General features: G+C 35.9%; 13 protein-coding genes and 1 riboswitch. Of the genes, 1 reads left to right on the forward strand and 12 read right to left on the reverse strand.

All coding sequences use genetic code 11. From position 1 onward, the window contains the following. Positions 1-189 precede the first annotated feature (189 nt). The 12 genes from NEH74_RS03740 to NEH74_RS03795 form a co-directional block, all read right to left on the reverse strand. Positions 190-1,911: a hypothetical protein gene (locus tag NEH74_RS03740; protein ID WP_055276704.1), complete on the reverse strand. Its 1,722-nt coding sequence runs from the start codon at positions 1,909-1,911 to the stop codon at positions 190-192. A gap of 19 nt (positions 1,912-1,930) precedes the next feature. Continuing rightward, positions 1,931-3,022: a pyridoxal-phosphate-dependent aminotransferase family protein gene (locus NEH74_RS03745; protein ID WP_262941104.1), complete on the reverse strand. Its 1,092-nt coding sequence runs from the start codon at positions 3,020-3,022 to the stop codon at positions 1,931-1,933. Between the two features lie 132 nt (positions 3,023-3,154). Then, positions 3,155-4,408, reverse strand: coding sequence for a phosphoribosylamine--glycine ligase (purD, locus tag NEH74_RS03750; protein ID WP_262941105.1), 1,254 nt, complete (start codon positions 4,406-4,408; stop codon positions 3,155-3,157). Positions 4,409-4,434: 26 nt separating this feature from the next. Then, positions 4,435-5,967 (reverse strand): bifunctional phosphoribosylaminoimidazolecarboxamide formyltransferase/IMP cyclohydrolase, encoded by a 1,533-nt coding sequence (purH, locus tag NEH74_RS03755; RefSeq protein WP_055242968.1) that lies wholly within the window; start codon positions 5,965-5,967, stop codon positions 4,435-4,437. Between the two features lie 14 nt (positions 5,968-5,981). After that, positions 5,982-6,542 (reverse strand): phosphoribosylglycinamide formyltransferase, encoded by a 561-nt coding sequence (gene purN, locus NEH74_RS03760; protein WP_055242966.1) that lies wholly within the window; start codon positions 6,540-6,542, stop codon positions 5,982-5,984. Continuing rightward, positions 6,539-7,564: a phosphoribosylformylglycinamidine cyclo-ligase gene (gene purM, locus NEH74_RS03765; RefSeq protein WP_055242964.1), complete on the reverse strand. Its 1,026-nt coding sequence runs from the start codon at positions 7,562-7,564 to the stop codon at positions 6,539-6,541. The genes purN and purM overlap by 4 nt, the downstream gene beginning before the upstream one ends. A gap of 14 nt (positions 7,565-7,578) precedes the next feature. After that, positions 7,579-9,009 carry an amidophosphoribosyltransferase gene (purF, locus tag NEH74_RS03770; protein WP_055242962.1) on the reverse strand — a complete coding sequence of 477 codons (1,431 nt, stop codon included), beginning with the start codon at positions 9,007-9,009 and terminating at the stop codon, positions 7,579-7,581. A 10-nt stretch (positions 9,010-9,019) separates the two neighbouring features. After that, complete coding sequence (purC, locus tag NEH74_RS03775) at positions 9,020-9,730, reverse strand: phosphoribosylaminoimidazolesuccinocarboxamide synthase (protein WP_055305875.1); 711 nt, start codon at positions 9,728-9,730, stop codon at positions 9,020-9,022. 310 nt (positions 9,731-10,040) lie between these two features. Next, on the reverse strand, positions 10,041-13,748 hold the full coding sequence (locus NEH74_RS03780) for a phosphoribosylformylglycinamidine synthase (protein ID WP_055242958.1): 3,708 nt from the start codon (positions 13,746-13,748) through the stop codon (positions 10,041-10,043). Between the two features lie 16 nt (positions 13,749-13,764). Beyond that, positions 13,765-14,895: a 5-(carboxyamino)imidazole ribonucleotide synthase gene (gene purK, locus NEH74_RS03785; protein ID WP_055276693.1), complete on the reverse strand. Its 1,131-nt coding sequence runs from the start codon at positions 14,893-14,895 to the stop codon at positions 13,765-13,767. Beyond that, the gene (gene purE, locus NEH74_RS03790) at positions 14,888-15,352 is read right to left on the reverse strand and encodes a 5-(carboxyamino)imidazole ribonucleotide mutase (RefSeq protein ID WP_055276708.1); all 465 of its coding nucleotides are present in this window, start codon (positions 15,350-15,352) and stop codon (positions 14,888-14,890) included. Before purE ends, purK begins: the two co-directional genes overlap by 8 nt. Before the next feature lie 290 nt (positions 15,353-15,642). Further along, a complete protein-coding gene (locus NEH74_RS03795; protein ID WP_262941106.1) occupies positions 15,643-17,304 on the reverse strand; it encodes a formate--tetrahydrofolate ligase in 1,662 nt (553 codons plus the stop codon). Positions 17,305-17,549: 245 nt separating this feature from the next. Next, a riboswitch (purine riboswitch) is annotated at positions 17,550-17,650 on the reverse strand. A 495-nt stretch (positions 17,651-18,145) separates the two neighbouring features. Between NEH74_RS03795 and guaB the strand changes: the two genes are divergently transcribed. Then, the gene (guaB, locus tag NEH74_RS03800; protein ID WP_055242952.1) at positions 18,146-19,621 is read left to right on the forward strand and encodes an IMP dehydrogenase; all 1,476 of its coding nucleotides are present in this window, start codon (positions 18,146-18,148) and stop codon (positions 19,619-19,621) included. The last annotated feature ends 13 nt before the right edge of the window (positions 19,622-19,634 follow it).

The raw sequence follows: 19,634 nt of genomic DNA on the forward strand, positions 1-19,634 counted from the left end.
CACTTTTTAAACTTTTTTTAAATTTTCGTTATTTGGTACGTCTCTCATTGACGACTCACTTATAATATCATCATTTATATAAATCGTCAATTCTATTTTAATGAATTTTTTTATAAATTTAAATAATCTATACTTATTATTATATATTTGTATTAAAAAGAGGGAATCATTGATTCCCTCTCCTCTCTTTTATTGTTCTTTAATAAAAGCTAATAATTGTTCAGCAGCTTTACGTGGTCCTGAATGTTCTTGACCTTCAATTGCTAAACGTGTACGTAATTGACCAACTTTGATATTCTTATCAAATAGCTTCTCAAAGTATTTATCAATTAATGGGTCTGTTTGATCTTTTAACTGAACCGGGCCAAATGGGTTAGCAAAGTATGATTCTACTAGTCCTGTTTCTGTTGTTGTTCCTTTAGCTTTACGCGCTCCCCGAACGAATACAGCTTTAGCTTCATCAACATTATTGAAAAATTCGAATTCTTCTCCTCCTTCTTCATAGTTGTTAGCATATAAGAACATATCAATAGGGCGACCCGTTGTAATATCTTTATATGTTGCTACCGGGATAACGATACGAGCATTTGTTTTATCTGGATTCATGAAGATACTACGGTCAATTGTACGATATGCATATCCTGTATCTAAATCATCTAGACGAACAAAGGCTCCAATCTCAGTACCATATGCACGTATTTCTCCTTTTTCTAATGATAAAGTTCCCATATCGTCAAAAATTGTTTTCATTTCTTTGATTTCATCTTCAGCAATCATACGTACGGCTTCTAATGTTTCAGATTTACCTGCTCCACTATCTCCGATTACAACGATATTACTTTGTTTTCCACTTTTTAATGTTAATTCAATCATAGCACCGTGTAGTGGAAGTTTCTTTTCATTAATCATTTTAACATTATATAAGGTTAAGATCATTTTTTTCATATATCCGAAATAGTCGTGGTCTTCGCTATATGAAGCATATCCAATCATAATGTCATTTGCTTTATCTTGATAGAAGACTGCACGATCTTCTTTATCTTTATTACCATATACATAAATTAAGTCTGGCTTACGATTTTGACATTCTTCTAAGTCTGCTAGTTCGAATAAATTACACATGGTGACACCTTGCGCCATGAAATCACGGTGGAAGTAGACATAAGCTAATGCTGTTCCTACTTTAGCAGGGTAAACGAACCAGTTATTTGGATCTAAGTATAATCCATCTAATGGATTTTCAAAGACTTCTTCGAAGATTCCATCACGTTTTGTACGTTTTGGATAAGTGATAAATGGGGGTGTTAATACGATTGATTCAATAAAAGCAGGATAACGTAATCCCATATATTGCATTGGGATATCCCATTGAATTTCATTTAAAACTAAGCCTGCATTGGCACCTACAATTAACTGGCGATAAACGTTTTGGTGGTGTCCGAATAAACGCTCTTCAATCGTACGGTAAACTTTTAATACTAAGTTTGTAAATGAATTATTTGCTTCAATAAATTTGATTTTCTGAATACCTGTTCCTTCTGCACTGTTATAGATAATACTGTAACGTTCTAATTGACGCCAATAATCATAAAGTGCTTCAATAAATTCAATTAATGTGTCTTTATGTTGTAATAAAACGATGAACGAACGGTTCATCTGCATGATTTCGTCAATTTCTAAAACTAATAATAACTTAAATAACGAAGTTAATTCGCTTGCAATTTGTCCTTCCCCGCATACGTAAGATAATTGCTCATATACTGGTGATTCTTTCTTTTTTAATTTTTTTAAGAATCTTGTTAAAACTCGTTCGAACCCTTGGCTATTTAATAACTCATCTTCTGTATTACAATAGTGTGCAGAAAAGTTGATAACTGCGGTATTACGTTCTAATTCAAATTGTGGCTTCATTACGTTGTCCCCTTTCTTCTTACTTTTTACATTCAGGAAGAACTTCCTTAATGTATTCAATTAGTAAGTCAATCTCCCTTTCTGTGATTTCTCCGATAATTCCAACGCGTAGCATTCTTCCAGCGTAAATTCCCATTCCTCCCGCAACGGTGAAGTCATATCGTTCATCAATTAGTGCTGTTAACTTGCTTCCATCTATATCTTTTGGAACGATAACAGGCACTAATACATTTCCTCGAATGGATTCATCTTCAATAAATAAAGTAAATCCTAACTCTTTAAATTTATCTTCAGCATATTTACGAATGGATTGTTTGTCCTCGATAATTTGAGGTAATCCTTTTGCTAATAGTTGACGCAATGCGGCTTGTAATGCTACAACGATTGAAATAGCTGGTGTAAATGGTTGCTCAGCTTTGTTGTAAAAATAATTCAAATACTTACGATAGTCCCAATAATATTTTGGAATGTTTGAATGTTCTACTGCTTCTTTTGCCTTATTACTTAAAGCAACAAAGCTAAGTCCGGGAGGAAGTAAAAATCCTTTTTGGCTACTAGCGACTGCACAGTCAACTCCCCATTCATCTAAATGAAACTGTTGAACGATCATTCCACTAATACAGTCCGCAATTAAAAGACGATCTGTATTTTTTGTTAAATTTCCTAATTGTTCAAGATTATTCACAACACCTGTTGCAGTTTCATGATAGGTAACAAAGATTCCTTTGATTGCTGGATGTTTTTCTAAAATCTCCTCAACATCTACTACATTATAAGTTTTTCCCCACTCATAACGTAATTCATGAACTTGTAATCCATAAACTTGACAGATTTCAATAAATCTTTCCCCAAACCATCCTGTATTAATGACTAAGACTTCATCATTTGTCGAGAACAAGTTGACGATTGTTGATTCCATCGATCCTGTCCCAGATGATGTTAGGATCAAAACATCATTGTTAGTATCAAAGACAACTTTTAAATCTTCATTAATTTCTTTTAATAGTTGATGATAATCTGCCATTCGATGATGAATTAAGTCTTGTCCTAATACTTGTCTAATTTCTTCAGGCACATTCGTAGGACCAGGTGTAAATAAAATCTTACTCATTTGTGTCACCCACTTCTTTATAAATAACAGTATATATATAAAATACGTCTTTTTCCTTAATTTGTCATTATCTGCTAATGTTTTTTTTAATATATAAAGGGAGATTGCTACTCATCTCCCTTTATGCTATGTTTAGCAACTTGTTACTTTTTTTGCGATGTCAGTTCGATAGAATAGATCATCACAATTAATTTTTTGAATTTCTTTATAAACTTTTTGGCGTGCCTCTTCTAATGTGTTTCCACTTCCAACCACAAACAGAACACGTCCACCATTTAATGTAATCTTTCCATCTACTAGTTTTGTTCCCATATGACAGACATCGACATCTACTAAGTTTTCAAGTCCTTCAATCACAGTTCCTTTGACATATGAACTTGGATATCCTTTTGCTGCTAATACAACTCCTACTGTGGCTTGATCCGACCAAACACATTCGATATCTTTTCCATCAAGTAAAGAGAATATAATATCTGTTAATTCTGTTTCAAGACGAGGTAGTAATACCTCTGTTTCAGGATCTCCAAAACGTGCATTGAATTCAATCACTTTAATTCCATTTGCTGTTTTCATGAGTCCAGCATATAAGATTCCTGTAAATGGGATTCCTTCTTCAATCATTGCTTTGGTCATCGGCTCAATAACAGTTTGAATAGCTTCTTCATAATCAGTATCTAAGATTAATGGGTGTGGACTATGATTTCCCATTCCACCTGTATTGAGACCTTTATCATTATCATATGCTCGTTTATAATCACGTGCAATTGGCATGGCTTTATAAATATCATTTGATACAAAGGCCATTAATGAGAATTCTTCACCATCTAAAAATTCTTCAATGACTACTTTTGAAGAAGCATCTTCAAACTTACGGTCTAAAAGCATTTCTTTTACTGTTTGGTTAGCTTCTTCTAATGTTTGACAAATAACAACACCTTTTCCGGCTGCTAAACCATCTGCTTTGATTACGATTGGCATCGATTGAGTTTCTAAGTATGCTAATGCTTCTTCTACTTGAGTAAACTCGCCATAAGCAGCCGTAGGAATGTTATATTTCGACATCATATATTTAGCGAATGATTTACTACCTTCGATTAAAGCGGCTTCTTTTGTTGGACCAAATACGGGTAAATCTAATTCCTTGAATTTATTAACAACCCCAGCCATTAATGCCATTTCTGGTCCTACGATGGTTAAATCAATTTGATTTTTCTTTGCAAAGTTAGCTAATGCATTTACATCAGTCTCTTCAATAGGAACTAATGTTGCTTCAATCATTCCGTCATTTCCTGGCGCACAAAAAATTTCTGTTACTTTTGAATCACGAGCTAATTTTTTAACGACTGCATGTTCGCGTCCACCGCGTCCAATAACTAAAACTTTCATTTCTTTCTCCTCTATTCCCGCTTCAATTAATGTTTAAAATGACGAACTTTTGTGAAGACCATTGCGATTCCATGTTTATTACATGCATCAATTGAGTCTTGGTCTTTAATTGATCCACCAGGTTGAATAATCGCTTTGATTCCATATTTTGCAGCTAATTCGACTGTATCTGACATTGGGAAGAAGGCATCTGACGCTAGGTAAGCCCCTTGTGCTAATGCTCCAGCTTGTTCTAATGCAATTTTAGCTGATCCAACACGATTCATTTGTCCAGCTCCAACTCCGATTGTCATATCATTTTTAACTAATGTAATGGCATTTGATTTAACATGTTTACAAACTTGGAATCCGAATAATAATTGTTCTAAGTCTTCTTCCGTTGGTTTAACTTCAGTGACACATTCTAAATCTTCTTTTTTCACTTGAACTGTGTCTAACTCTTGAACTAATAATCCACCTTTAACTGAAACTAATTTTTGTCCTGGTTGTAGACGTTGACTCATATCTGTTGTTAATAAGCGAATGTTCTTCTTTTGTTTTAAAACTTCTAACGCTTCTTCTGTGAAGCTTGGTGCAATGACGATTTCTAAAAAGATTTTATGTAATTCTTCAGCTAATGGCTTCGATACTTCACGGTTTAAGGCAACAATTCCACCGAAGATTGATGTTGGATCGGCTTCATAAGCTTTTGCATAAGCTTCTTCAATTGTTGTTCCAAGTCCTACTCCACATGGATTCATATGTTTAACCGCAACGGCTGCAGCTCCTTCAAACTCTTGTAAAATTTCTAAAGCTGCGTTTGCATCTGAGATGTTATTGTAAGATAATTCTTTCCCATGTAATTGCTCACTCGATACAACACTATATGATGGTTGTTGTAATGTTTGATAAAATGCTGCTTTTTGGTGTGGGTTTTCTCCGTAACGTAACGTTTGCTTTAAGTCATAAGTGACTGTTAGTTTTTCTGGAACTTCTACTTCGTTAATTTCATTAAAATAGTTAGCGATCATCGCATCGTATGCTGCTGTATGATTAAAAACTTTTCCAGCTAACATTTGACGTGTTTTTAGAGTTGTATTGCCTTGCTCACGAATTTCAGAAATGATTAAATCGTAATCATTTGCATCGACAACTACTGTGACATCATTAAAGTTTTTCGCTGCTGAACGTAACATTGATGGTCCACCGATATCGATATTTTCGATTTTATCTTCGTGAGTGGCTTCAGGGTTTTGAATGGTTTTAGCAAATGGATATAAATTAACACAAACTAAGTCGATGTATTCGATGTTGTTTTGTGTGACTTGTTCTTGATGATGAGCATCGTCACGTTTAGCTAATAATCCACCATGTACCATTGGGTGTAACGTTTTAACGCGTCCTTCTAAGATTTCTGGAAATCCTGTCACTTCATCAATAGCAATGACGTTCATGCCTGCTTCTTCTAATGTTTTCTTTGTTCCTCCAGTTGAGATAATTTCATATCCTAATTCGACTAAGTTTTGAACGAATGATACTAAGTTTGTCTTGTCTGATACACTAACTAATGCACGTTTCATCTCTCGTACTCCTCCTAAGCTTGTAAAAGTTGCGTAATAACTTGCGGATACAACTCATGTTCTAATGCGTGAATACGCGTTTCAACTTCTTCTCTTGTTTCATTTCCTGTTCGTTTAAAGCATGCTTGATCGATAATATTTCCTGTATCAATCCCTGCGTCAACATAGTGTACAGTCACTCCCATGACTTTTACACCATAATTTAAAGCATCTCCAATTCCATCACGACCTGGAAAAGCAGGTAATAACGCTGGATGGATGTTAATAATTTTACCTTCATAGGCATTGAGTAAGGTTTCCCCGATAATACGCATATAACCAGCTAAGACAATTAAATCTGGTTGAATCAAATTTAATCGTTGGCAGATTTCTTTTTCGAAATCTGCTTTTGTTTCATACTCTTTTGGATTAAAAACGAATGTCGGAATGTGTAGTTTTTCCGCACGTTCTAAACAGTAAGCTCCTGCTTTGTCGCAAACTAGTAATGCCACTTCACATGTTTTTTGATGTAACTTATCAACGATAGTTTGAAAGTTGCTTCCACTTCCTGATGCAAAAACAACTATTTTTTTCATACTAATTGAACTCCTTCACTGTCTGTTACTACACCGATGACGTGTGGTTTTTCTCCAGCTTCTGTTAAACTATTCATTGCTTTTTCCACGTCTTCTGCTGCTACGATGATTGCCATTCCAATTCCCATGTTGAAGATGTTATACATTTCACGCTCATCTAACTTTCCTAATTCTTTTAAATAGTTAAAGATTGGTGGCATTGGATATGAGTCTTTATTGATTTTCACCCCATGACCAGCCGGTAAAGTACGAGGAATATTTTCATCAAATCCTCCACCTGTAATGTGTGCCATTCCATGAACGTCTACCTCTTTTAATAAAGATAAGATTGGTTTAACATAAATTTTTGTTGGAGCTAATACAGCTTCTCCAACTGTCATTCCTAATGATTCTTCGTATGTGTTTAAATCGATGTTGTTATCTTTGAATAAGATTTTACGGACTAGTGAGTATCCATTTGAGTGAATTCCGCTCGATAATAATCCGATGATGACATCACCTGCTTTTACTTTTTCACCTGTGATTAATTGATCTTTTTCAACAACTCCAACAGCAAATCCTGCTAAATCATAGTGGTCTAAGTCATACATATCTGGCATTTCAGCAGTTTCTCCACCTATTAAGGCAGCACCTGCTTGTTCACATCCGTCTGCCACTCCTTTAACAATAGCTTCAATTTTTGCAGGCTCATTTTTTCCAACTGCTACATAATCAAGGAAGTATAATGGTTCTGCCCCTTGTACAACGATGTCGTTAACACACATAGCTACGCAGTCAATTCCAATCGTGTCATGAACATCAGCTTTAATAGCAACCATTAATTTTGTTCCAACACCATCTGTTCCTGAAACTAATAAGGGTTGTTTATAGTTTAGGGACGATAAGTCAAACATGGCTCCAAAAGCTCCAATTCCAGAGAATACCCCTTTGCGATGTGTTTTTGCTACGTGTTTTTTAATACGGTTAACCGATTCGTAGCCTGCTTCTAAGCTAACCCCAGATTGTTCATATGCTTTACTCATTTCTCTTCCACCTCTTATTTAACTTCTTTGTTTGCACATTTTACATCTTCATATAAATAGGTTGGGTAATCGCCGTTAAAACAAGCGACGCATTGTCCGCAGTTTTTTCCGAGTTTTGGACTGCGTCCCACTCCTTTTGTTAATCCATCAACTGAGATGAAAGCAAGCGAATCGGCACCAATCACTTCACAAATTTGCTCTGTTGTATGGGTTGCCGCAATGAGTTCATCATATGTTGAGAAATCAACTCCATAAAAACATGGGAATTTAATTTCAGGTGAAGCGATGCGTACATGGACTTCCTTAGCTCCTGCCTCACGCAACATGTCAACCATTCTACGAGACGTTGTTCCACGAACGATTGAGTCATCAATTAAGACCACGCGCTTGTCTTTAACAATTGAGCGAACAGCTGATAATTTCATCTTCACACCTTGTTCACGAAGTGCTTGTGAAGGTTGAATGAATGTACGACCGATATATTTATTTTTTACCATTCCGATTTCGAATGGGATGTTTGCCTCTTCGGCATATCCAATAGCCGCGCTTAATCCTGAATCAGGAACACCTACTACGATATCGGCTTCAATCGGTGCTTCTTGTGCTAAAATACGACCACAATTTTTACGAGCTTGATGAACGTTAATTCCTTCGACGTCACTGTCAGGGCGTGCAAAGTAAACGTACTCCATACTACACATGCTTTGATCACATGTTGTTGCATATCGTTCTGATGTTATTCCCTCTAAATCGATACGAATAACTTCTCCTGGTTTGACGTCACGAATATACTCTGCCCCGATGACATCAAAAGCACAAGTTTCAGAGGCAACAACGATTCCATTGTCCCCAATGCGTCCAAGTGATAGTGGACGTAAACCAAATTTATCTAAAGCAATGTACATTTCGTTTTCTTTTAATAATAAGAAGGCAAAAGCTCCTTCGATATAAAGTAATGATTCTTTTAAAGCAGTTAGCATGTCTCCACGTTGACGCTTTAATAAGTGAGCTAAAATTTCTGAATCTGATGTTGTTTGAAAGATACTTCCTTCACTTTCTAAATACACTTTTAATTGATTGGCATTAACTAAGTTTCCATTATGACATAATCCAAGTGGACCAGATTGAGAACGGAATAAGAAGGGCTGTACATTCATGATTCCTCCTCCACCAGCTGTTGAATAACGAACGTGACCAATTGAATGGATTCCTTTTAAACGATCGATATCTTGTTGGGTAAAGACGTTACGAACAAGTCCTTCTCCTTTATGCTGATGAAGCATTTTTCCATCACTTGTGACAATTCCTGCTCCTTCTTGACCGCGATGTTGAAGGGCATGAAGACCGTAATAAGTTAATTCAGCTGCATTTTCATGGTTAAATACTCCGAACACACCGCATTCTTCATTCATCTTATTTTCAAAAAATAAATCTAATTCTGACATATTCCCCACCTTAGCGACTTACGCGATTTAAAATTTCAATATAAGCTTCTTCTACATTTCCAAGGTCACGACGGAAACGATCTTTGTCTAATTTTTCGTTTGTTTCTTTGTCCCATAAACGGCATGTATCTGGTGAAATTTCATCTGCTAATACGATTGTCCCGTCTTCTGTACGTCCGAATTCAATTTTAAAGTCGATTAAACGGATTCCTTGTGCATCGAAGAATTCAATTAAGGCTTGGTTGATTTCTAATGTCATTTCTTTGATTGTTGCTAATTCTTCATATGTCGCTAATCCTAATGCTACGGCATGATCGTCATTGATTAACGGATCTCCATATGCATCATTTTTGTAGCATAATTCGTATACCACATTGCTTGGAATTGTTCCCTCTTCGATTCCTAAGCGTTTTGCCATGCTTCCTGCGATGATGTTACGGACGATAACTTCTAATGGTACGATTTCAACTTTGTGACATAATTGATCACGGTCATTTAATTTTTCGATGAAGTGAGTTTTAACTCCACGTTTTTCTAACATTTCGAAAATGATAGTTGTAATCGCGTTATTTAAAATTCCTTTGTTAGTAATACTTGTTTTTTTTACCCCATTGAATGCTGTTGCATCATCTTTATAGTGGATGATTACTTTTGCTACATCATCTGTTTTGAAAATTTGTTTTGCTTTTCCTTCGTATAACATTACTCGCTCTTGATTCATAGCTATGCCCTCCATTTTATCTCTATATAATATAGAAAGTAATTTTAGACAAACGCTCCGAGCTTTTGCGAGGAGCTAGTTTGTCTTATCCTGTGGGTTGAATAAACTCTCCGAACCTCTGTGAGGAGTTAGGATTGTTTATTCTCAAGGTTCCTTTCTTCTCTCATCCTAATTACTTGTTTTTTTACTCAATCTAGTTTCAAATAGCAGCTTGGCTATAAAGTTACAAACTATCTAACGACTCTCTATGTGTCACTGCCAGTTTTCATAACTTTTACGCGAAGCTAACCGCTTGATCTAACCTTTTATATTATTTAAAGTATTTAACTCCACTTTGGAAGATTAATTGATCGTAGTCACCTGGTACGTTTTTAAAGATTTGTTCACCCATACGTTCAGAGTGTCCCATTTTACCAAGAATGCGTCCATCTGGACTTGTGATACCTTCTACGGCTGCAATTGATCCGTTTGGATTATAGATTCCATTCATTGTTGGTTTTCCGTCTAGGTCAACATATTGTGTCGCAATTTGACCATTTTCGATTAATTGTTTGATCATAGCATCGTTAGCAACGAATTTCCCTTCTCCATGTGAGATGGCTACGTTGTGGATATCTCCAACATTTGCTCCTGATAACCAAGGTGATTTATTTGAAGCAATTCGTGTACGAATAATTTTAGACATATGACGGTTAATATCATTTTTCGTTAATGTTGGTGAATCTTCTGTCACCATTCCAAATTTTCCATATGGTAATAACCCTGATTTGATTAAGGCTTGGAATCCGTTACAAATCCCTAAAATTAATCCATCACGCTCTAATAATCCTTCAATACTTTCACGGATTTGTTCATTCATTAATACTGATGTAATGAATTTTCCTGATCCATCTGGCTCATCTCCGGCGCTGAATCCTCCTGATAACATTAAAATTTGTGATTCATTGATATGTTTAACCATACGTTCGATTGACGCTTCGATATCTTGATGGTTTTGGTTACAGAATACATCAATCATTGATTTAGCTCCTGCTTGTTCGAAAGCACGTGCAGTATCATACTCACAGTTTGTTCCCGGGAAGACTGGTAAGAAGACTTGTGGTGTTGCACCTAACGATGACGTTGTGATGATTGTATTTTCATAATTCACTGTTGGAACTTTTGCTTCTTCAGCTACAGATGCGACTGGATATAAGTTTTCAAATGTTCCTTGCCATGCAGCTAAGCTCTCCTCAATTGTAATGACTTCTTGGTTGATTACGATTAACGGATCAGTTGTTGTTTTTCCTAATAAGTGTGCCTGATCGAATAATAATGGACGATCCGATTCAACAATGATTGAACCTAATTCTAAGTTAAATAAATCATATCCTGTTTTAATATTTGCTCCAATTTTATTACCAAATGACATTTTAGCAATCGCTTCAGCAATCCCACCTTGTTTAATTGTGAAGGCAGATTTGATATGCCCAATTGTAACCATGTCATAGATAAAGTTAAAGTTTTCTTTTAATTGTTCGATATTTGGCATTAAATCTTTTGTTGGTTCATGTTTAATTAAGTAGATATAATGTTCTGGGGCTTTAAATTCTGGTGATAAAATTTTATTTGCTTTTTCAACTTGTACTGCGAATGAGATTAATGTTGGTGGAACGTGTAAATCTTCAAATGAACCACTCATACTATCTTTCCCACCAATTGCTGGTAAGCCAAATCCTTTTTGAACGTAAATTGATCCTAATAAAGCTGCAAATGGTTGTCCCCAGTTCTTAGGATCTTGACCTAAACGACGGAAATATTCTTGGAATGAGAAACGAATTCCTTGCCATTTACCACCTAATGCCACGATTTTAGCCATTGATTCAACGACAGCATAAGCTGATCCGTGGAATGGTGACCATGATGTAATCTCAGGATTATATCCGTAAGTTAACATACTGACAGTGTTTGTCACTCCATGACGAAGTGGAATTTTATGAACTGAACCTTCTGTTTCAGTTAATTGATATTTCCCACCGTAAGGCATTAAAACAGTTGTTCCTCCGATAGTCGAATCGAACATTTCAACCATTCCTTGTTGTGAGGCAACGTTTGGTTGTTTTAAGTTATTTAAGAATTTTTCTTTAATTGATTTTCCTTCTACTTTACTTACAAATGGATTATCTTCTAAATCAGTTGGTACGATAATATTAGTTGATTGACGTGCTCCATTTGTATCTAAGAAGTCACGTGATAAGTTAACGATGGCGCGTCCGTTCCAGTTCATCACTAAACGGTTAGTATCTGTCACTTCTGCTACGATTGTTGCTTCTAAATTTTCTTTATTCGCGAACTCAATTAATGCATTCACATCTTCTTTAGCTACTAAGACCGCCATACGTTCTTGCGATTCTGATACGGCAAGTTCTGTTCCATTTAATCCGCTATACTTGACAGGAACAGCATTTAAGTCAATATTTAATCCATCTGCTAACTCACCGATGGCAACACAAACCCCACCTGCTCCAAAGTCGTTACATTTTTTGATTAAACGAGTCACTTCACCGTTACGGAATAAGCGTTGGATTTTACGCTCAGTTGGTGCATTTCCTTTTTGAACTTCTGATGAAGCGGTTTGAATTGATGTTTCAGTGTGGGCTTTTGATGATCCAGTTGCACCACCGATTCCATCACGTCCTGTACGTCCACCTAATAAAACAATAATATCCCCTGCTTCAGGCTTTTCACGACGAACGTCACTTGCTTTAACAGCTCCGACAACTGCTCCAACCTCCATATGTTTTGCTTTATATCCTTCATGATAAATTTCACGAACGAATGTTGTTGGTAAACCAATTTGATTTCCATATGAACTATTTCCATCAGCTGAACGTTTAGAAATAATTTTTTGTGGAAGCTTTCCTTCCATTGTTTCTTCTACTGTTTCTAAAACATTTGCTCCACCGCTGATACGCATCGCTTGGTAAACATAAGAGCGTCCTGATAGTGGGTCACGAATAGCTCCTCCGATACATGTTGAGGCTCCACCAAATGGTTCAATTTCTGTTGGATGGTTATGTGTTTCATTTTTGAACATTAATAACCATGGTTCAGTTTCTCCATCAACATCAACATCGATATAGATGCTGCACGCATTGATTTCATCTGAAACTTCTAAATCATTTAATGATCCTAATTTGCGTTGTTCTTTCATTGCAATTGTTGCCATGTCCATTAAAGTCATTGGCTTACGATTATGATGCACACGCTCACGCATCATGCAGTACTCTTCAAATGTTTGTTGTAAAATATCATGGAAACGTCCACTTTCAAATGTCACATTTTCAATTAATGTTTCGAATGTTGTATGACGACAGTGGTCTGACCAGTAAGTATCAAGCACTTTTAACTCCGTTTCTGTTGGATTACGGCGTTCTTCTTTGCGGAAGTAGGCTTGAATCATTTTAATATCATCAAGTGTCATTGCCATTCCGTGTTCATGTAAGAAATTATTTAATAATTCATCACTATAATCGATAAACCCTTCATAAGTTGGAACATCTTCAATTTCTACATTTTCATCGAAAGATAGTGGTGCTTGTAAATCTTTTTCACGCATTTCAATCGGGTTAATGTAGTATTGTTTAATTTTTTCGATTTCTACTTCTGATGCGATTCCATCTAAAATAATCACTTTACCACTCTTAACACGAACTTCGTCATTTCCTGTTAAAAGTTGAATACATTGAATTGCAGAGTCGGCACGTTGATCATATTGACCTGGTAAAAACTCAACAGCAAAATACGTTTTACCTTCTAAGTCTAACGACATGCTAACGATGTCTGTTACTGTTTCTGATAAAACATTTTGCTTTGCTGTCTCAATCTCTTGCCCGTTAACGTTAAAGACATCATAAACGTTAATCGTACGCACATTTGTTAATGATAAATGTAAGTTCTCATTTAAATCATGACATAAGCTTTTCGCTTCTGTGGCATACATCTCCTTCTTTTCTACAAAAACACGATACTGACTCATTTCTCATCCTCATCCTTTACTTTGGAAAATTAATTAAAAACTGATTAACTGTTTCTTCTAACTTTGTTTCAAAATCGTTCATGAATGTTAAATGCCCAACTTTTCGATTGGCTCGCATCTCCTCTTTCCCATAAAGGTGAAGCTTTGCATCTGAAAATTCAGGTTTTGTCCACATATTTAACGTATATTCGACATGTTGACCAAGTAAATTCACCATGATTGCTGGCTGAATTAAGGTTGGCTTGATGAGCGGTAACCCACAAACTGCGCGAATATGTTGTTCAAATTGTGATACATTGCATGCATCGATGGTGTAATGTCCTGAGTTATGTGGTCGTGGTGCTAGTTCGTTGATGATAATGTCATCTTCGACAACAAACATTTCAATAGCTAATGTTCCGACAAAATCTAATTTTTCAATTAATGTTGCTGCAACTTCTTCTGCTTTTTTTGCTAAATTAGCATCAATTCTTGCAGGAACGATACTTAAATGAAGAATCTGATTTTGATGAATGTTTTCAACAACTGGGAACGTTTCAACCTGATCGTTTGTCCCTCGAGTGACGATGACTGAGATTTCTTTTGTAAATGGTACAAATCCTTCTAAAATACAGTTTTGGTTTTCTACAACAGAATGAACATTTTCTAAATCAGAATCTGATTTTAATGTCCATTGGCCTTTTCCGTCATACCCACCACTTACTGTTTTTAAGATACTAGGATATCCAATCTTTTTAATAGCATTTTTTAAGTCATTAAAGTTATCTACTTTTTCAAATGGTGCTGTTTTAAAACCACAGTTATTAATTGATGTTTTTTCAATGTAGCGATGTTGTGTAATTGCAAGTGGTCGATATCCTTGTGGAATATAACCAGCTGATGCTAATTTTTCCACGACATGACTATCGATATTTTCAAATTCGTAAGTGACAACGTCGCTTACGGCTAATAATTGTGTTAAAGCTTCTTCACTGTCATAAGGTGCATTAATTTCTAGGTCCGCTACTTGTGCAAGTGGTCCCAAAGCAGCAGGCTCTAATACTGCTACTTTGTATCCCATTTGCTTTGCTGATATGGCCATCATGCGTCCAAGCTGACCGCCACCAATGATTCCGATTGTTGAAGGAGGTAAGATAAGATTAGTCATTAAGATCACTATCCTTTAACACGGTATCTGTCATCATTTGTCGGTACTCATCAAGTTTTGTTGCTATGCTATCGTAAGATGTACTTAACATGGAAGCGGCAAGTAATCCTGCGTTTTTAGCCCCTGCTTTTCCGATAGCAACTGTTGCAACTGGAATTCCTCCTGGCATTTGAACGATTGACAAAAGTGAATCCATTCCATTTAATGCTCTGGATTGAACTGGAACACCAATGACTGGAAGGGTTGTTTTTGCTGCAACCATTCCAGGTAAATGAGCGGCCCCACCAGCTCCAGCAACGATAACCTTAATTCCTCGCTCACGAGCAAGTTCAGCATATTCGAACATTTTATCTGGTGTCCGATGTGCTGACACCACATTTGCTTCATATGAGATTTGCAACTCATCTAAAATTGCCATTGTTTCTTGCATCGTTTCTAAGTCAGATTTACTTCCCATGATGATTCCGACTAATGGTTTTTCTGAGATTTCATAAATTCTCTCCACGATCGTGTCCTCCCCTATATTTATCTTTTCTATCCTTATAATATATAAAACTAAGGTGACAATTAAGCACACGTAACCCTAAAGGGGAACTAACGACTATGCAAAATTAAATTTTACAAGTCACCGTAAAAGTCAAAATTCGTTGTCATTGATACTACTTTTGTATCAGAGTACAATGAAGAGACTTTATAGAGCGATTGTCACTCAAAGCTAGATTGTGTAAAAGACTAAAGGCGAAGTTTTTAGAATAATCCTACACATTCACCTTCTGGTGTTACATCCATTTTTAATGCAGCTGGTTGTTTTGGAAGTCCTGGCATTGTTAAAACATTTCCTGTTAAGCAAACGATAAACCCTGCTCCAGCTGAGATACGGATTTCACGAATAGTGATATCAAAATCTGTTGGACGGCCTAATACTTTTGGATCATCACTTAAAGATACTGGCGTTTTTGCCATACATACTAAGAAGTCTTCATATCCTAATTCTTTAATTGTTTCAAGTTGAGCTTGTGCTTGTTCTGTATAAATAACATCACGCGCCCCGTATATTTTTTGAGCAATTGTTAAGATTTTATCTTCTAATTTATCTTCACGGTTATATAAATGACCGAATGTTTGATTATTGTTTTCAATTAATTCAATCACGCGGTTCGCTAATTCTTTTGCTCCTGCTCCACCGTTTAACCAAACATTTGCGATTTCACATGGATGATTGTTATCTTCACACCATGTTTTTAAGAAATTAAGTTCTGCTTCTGTATCATGTGTGAATTGGTTAATTGCCACGACGTAAGGTAAATTAAATTGTTGAATTGAATCAATGTGTTTCGCTAAGTTTTCAACACCTTTTGCTAATGCTTCAACGTTCTCTTCTTTTAAGTTATCGTACTCAACTCCACCATGCATTTTTAACGCGCGGATTGTTGCAACAATAACAACACAATCAGGTGTTAAATTTCCTTCACGACATTTAATATTTAAGAATTTCTCTGCTCCTAAATCTGCTCCAAATCCTGCTTCAGTCACCACATATTCTCCAAGTTTTAAGGCTGTTTTTGTTGCAATGATTGAGTTACATCCATGAGCAATATTCGCAAATGGGCCACCATGTACGATAGCTGGTGTATGTTCACATGTTTGAACTAAGTTTGGTTTAAGTGCATCTTTTAATAGCATCGTGATTGCACCTTGGATTTTTAAGTCTTTAACAAAGACCGGTTGATCCTCAGGTGTGTATGCCACGATAATGTTTCCGATACGTTGTTTTAAGTCTTCAAGGCTTGTTGCTAAGCAAAGAATTGCCATGATTTCAGAAGCAACTGTAATGTTGAATCCATCTTTACGTTCGATTCCATTAACATGCGAACCTTGTCCAATCGTAATGTCGCGTAAGGTACGATCATTTAAATCTAAACAACGTTTGAAGACGATTTTTGTTGGATCAACGTTACATTCATTTCCTTGGTAGATGTGATTATCAAGTAAGGCACAGATCGCATTGTTCGCTGTTGTGATTGCATGAATATCTCCTGTGAAATGTAAGTTTAAATCCTCCATTGGTAGAACTTGTGAGTACCCTCCACCAGCTGCTCCACCTTTAAGTCCCATAACTGGGCCAAGTGACGGTTCGCGTAAAGCAATAACCGATTGTTTTCCAACGTGGTAGAAACCTTGTCCTAACCCAACTGTCATCGTTGTTTTTCCTTCACCTGCTTTAGTTGGACTAATTGCCGTAACTAAGATCAACTTTCCATTTTCTTTTTCACTGTTCATGACACTTAAGTCAATTTTTGCTTTATATTTACCGTAGCACTCAATCTCATCTGAGATATTTAATTGCTCTGCAATTTCAGTAATTGGTTTTAATTCAATTTCTTTAGCAATTTGTAAATCATTTTTCATTAAGATCGCTCCTTTTTTATATCCTCATTGATTCTCTACTAAGTATTCTGTTTAGATTGATTACTCGGGATACACTATACCATGATATAACGTTTGAAGCATAAATAAAAGGCACCTTTAGAACAGTGACTAAAGGTGCTAATAACATTCTGTAAAGTTATGGAAGTGCTTTTTGTTAAATTGAGTCGAATTTTGTACTTTTTATCTCATTTTAACGGTTAATATACCCCATTGTACTTAACTGATCTTATTTGTGCAACCTTCATAGTCCCTATATTTACGGCAAGGGGTAGAAACTTTCGAACCTTATTATCGATGATATATGAATGTTGTGATTTTCATTTGACTTGTTTCATTTGTGAAAAAACTTGTAAAAAAAAACATATGCGCTAGTAAAAACACTTAACTCATACGTTTAACTTTTTTATCACAAATATGAAATTGTAGGCATAAAAATGTCGCAAATTGCTTCTTCTCTTGTTGAATATCCATGCGCTTCATTTTGATGTCCTCCTACAAAATTAACCATTTAATTTCAAAATATTTACAATTGAATTATAAACTAACCAAATCCAAATATCAACAACATTTGTAAATTTTGGATAAATTTAATTTAAAATATAAACTATATTCTTATTTATGAAAATTGAATTTAAAATATAACATTGTTATTTTATTTTTTGAGGAATCTTAAATATTGTCGTATTTTTTGGTGTTGCAACCTTTTATGAGTTATGCTATCATGTTTACAACTAAAAACGGGCTAATTCATATTCCCTCTTGAATCATATGCCCTTTAAGGACAGAAAATAACTATAATTATAACAAAGGAGGACACGCCATGAACTTATTAAACGGTAAAGTGGTTTCTACAGGATTAACATTTGATGATGTTTTATTAATCCCTCAACGTAGTGAAGTATTACCAAAGGATGTATGCTTAAAAACAAAATTAACACGTGGAATCGAATTAAATATTCCAATCATTTCATCTGCAATGGACACAGTAACTGAATCACGCTTAGCTATTGCGCTTGCTCATCAAGGTGGAGTTGGATTTATTCATAAAAATATGTCAATTGAGGAACAAGCTGAAGAAGTTCGTCGTGTTAAATTATATCAAAATGGTATGATTTCAGATCCTGTTACATTATCAGGAGATATCACTATTGCGGAAGCAAACGATAAATGCAAACACTATAAAGTATCTGGATTCCCAGTTGTTGATGAAAATGGTGTGTTAACTGGAATTATCACTAACCGTGATATGAAATACCGCGTTGATCAAAGTGTAAAAGTTTGTGATGTTATGACTGGACGCGATAAGTTAATCACTGCTCCTGTAGGAATCACATTAGATGAAGCAAAAGAAATCTTAATGCAACACCGTATTGAAAAACTTCCTATCATCAATGAAGAAGGTGTATTATGCGGATTAATTACAATCAAAGATATTGATAAAACAATGTCATATCCAAATAGTTGTAAAGATACTCAAGGGCGTTTACGTTGTGGAGCTGCCGTTGGAATTGGTGCAGATACACTAGCTCGCGTGACTGCTTTAGTTGAAGCAGGTGTTGACGTCATCACAGTTGACTCAGCTCACGGGCACTCTTTAGGTGTTATTAATACAGTTCGTCAGATTAAGGAAACATTCCCAGAATTACAAGTTATCGGTGGAAACATTGTTACTCCAGAAGCAGCAAAAGATTTAATCGATGCTGGAGCTGATGCAGTTAAAGTTGGTATCGGACCAGGTTCTATCTGTACAACTCGTGTTGTTGCTGGTGTAGGTGTTCCTCAAATTACAGCGGTTAATGATGTCTATGAATACTGTAAAACAGTTGGTGTTCCAGTTATTGCTGACGGTGGATTAAAATTAAGTGGAGACTTTGTTAAAGCAATTGCTGCTGGGGCTGATTGCGCAATGTTCGGTGGTTTATTCGCTGGATGTGAAGAAGCTCCAGGTGAAGAAATTTTATTTAATGGACGCCGTTACAAAACTTACGTTGGAATGGGATCTTTAGCTGCAATGAAACGTGGTTCAAGTGATCGTTACTTCCAAGGAAAACAACAAGAAGCTAAAAAATTAGTTCCTGAAGGAATTGAAGCCCGCGTCCCTTACAAAGGAAAATTAGAAGATGTAATCTATCAATTATGTGGCGGTTTACGTGCCGGAATGGGTTACTGTGGAACAGCTACAATTGAAGACTTAAAAACAAACGGTAAATTTGTACGTATTACAAATGCAGGTCTTCGTGAATCTCATCCACATGATGTTGAAATCACTCAAGAAGCTCCAAACTACCAAAAATAATCGAGTAGGAGAT

It is taken from the genome of Turicibacter sp. GALT-G1 (assembly GCF_025594995.1).
GTDB lineage: Bacteria > Bacillota_I > Bacilli_A > MOL361 > Turicibacteraceae > Turicibacter > Turicibacter bilis.

Excerpts from the sequence above, each read along its gene's own strand:
- purK (WP_055276693.1), bottom strand. The coding sequence starts at position 14,895 with ATGACTAATCTTATCTTACCTCCTTCAACAATCGGAATCATTGGTGGC.
- purC (WP_055305875.1), bottom strand. The coding sequence starts at position 9,730 with ATGAATCAAGAGCGAGTAATGTTATACGAAGGAAAAGCAAAACAAATT.
- purF (WP_055242962.1), bottom strand. The coding sequence starts at position 9,009 with ATGTCAGAATTAGATTTATTTTTTGAAAATAAGATGAATGAAGAATGC.
- purH (WP_055242968.1), bottom strand. The coding sequence starts at position 5,967 with ATGAAACGTGCATTAGTTAGTGTATCAGACAAGACAAACTTAGTATCA.
- purD (WP_262941105.1), bottom strand. The coding sequence starts at position 4,408 with ATGAAAGTTTTAGTTATTGGACGCGGTGGACGCGAACATGCAGTCGTT.
- purM (WP_055242964.1), bottom strand. The coding sequence starts at position 7,564 with ATGAGTAAAGCATATGAACAATCTGGGGTTAGCTTAGAAGCAGGCTAC.
- purE (WP_055276708.1), bottom strand. The coding sequence starts at position 15,352 with ATGGGAAGTAAATCTGACTTAGAAACGATGCAAGAAACAATGGCAATT.
- NEH74_RS03745 (WP_262941104.1), bottom strand. The coding sequence starts at position 3,022 with ATGAGTAAGATTTTATTTACACCTGGTCCTACGAATGTGCCTGAAGAA.
- NEH74_RS03740 (WP_055276704.1), bottom strand. The coding sequence starts at position 1,911 with ATGAAGCCACAATTTGAATTAGAACGTAATACCGCAGTTATCAACTTT.
- purN (WP_055242966.1), bottom strand. The coding sequence starts at position 6,542 with ATGAAAAAAATAGTTGTTTTTGCATCAGGAAGTGGAAGCAACTTTCAA.
- guaB (WP_055242952.1), top strand. The coding sequence starts at position 18,146 with ATGAACTTATTAAACGGTAAAGTGGTTTCTACAGGATTAACATTTGAT.
- NEH74_RS03780 (WP_055242958.1), bottom strand. The coding sequence starts at position 13,748 with ATGAGTCAGTATCGTGTTTTTGTAGAAAAGAAGGAGATGTATGCCACA.
- NEH74_RS03795 (WP_262941106.1), bottom strand. The coding sequence starts at position 17,304 with ATGAAAAATGATTTACAAATTGCTAAAGAAATTGAATTAAAACCAATT.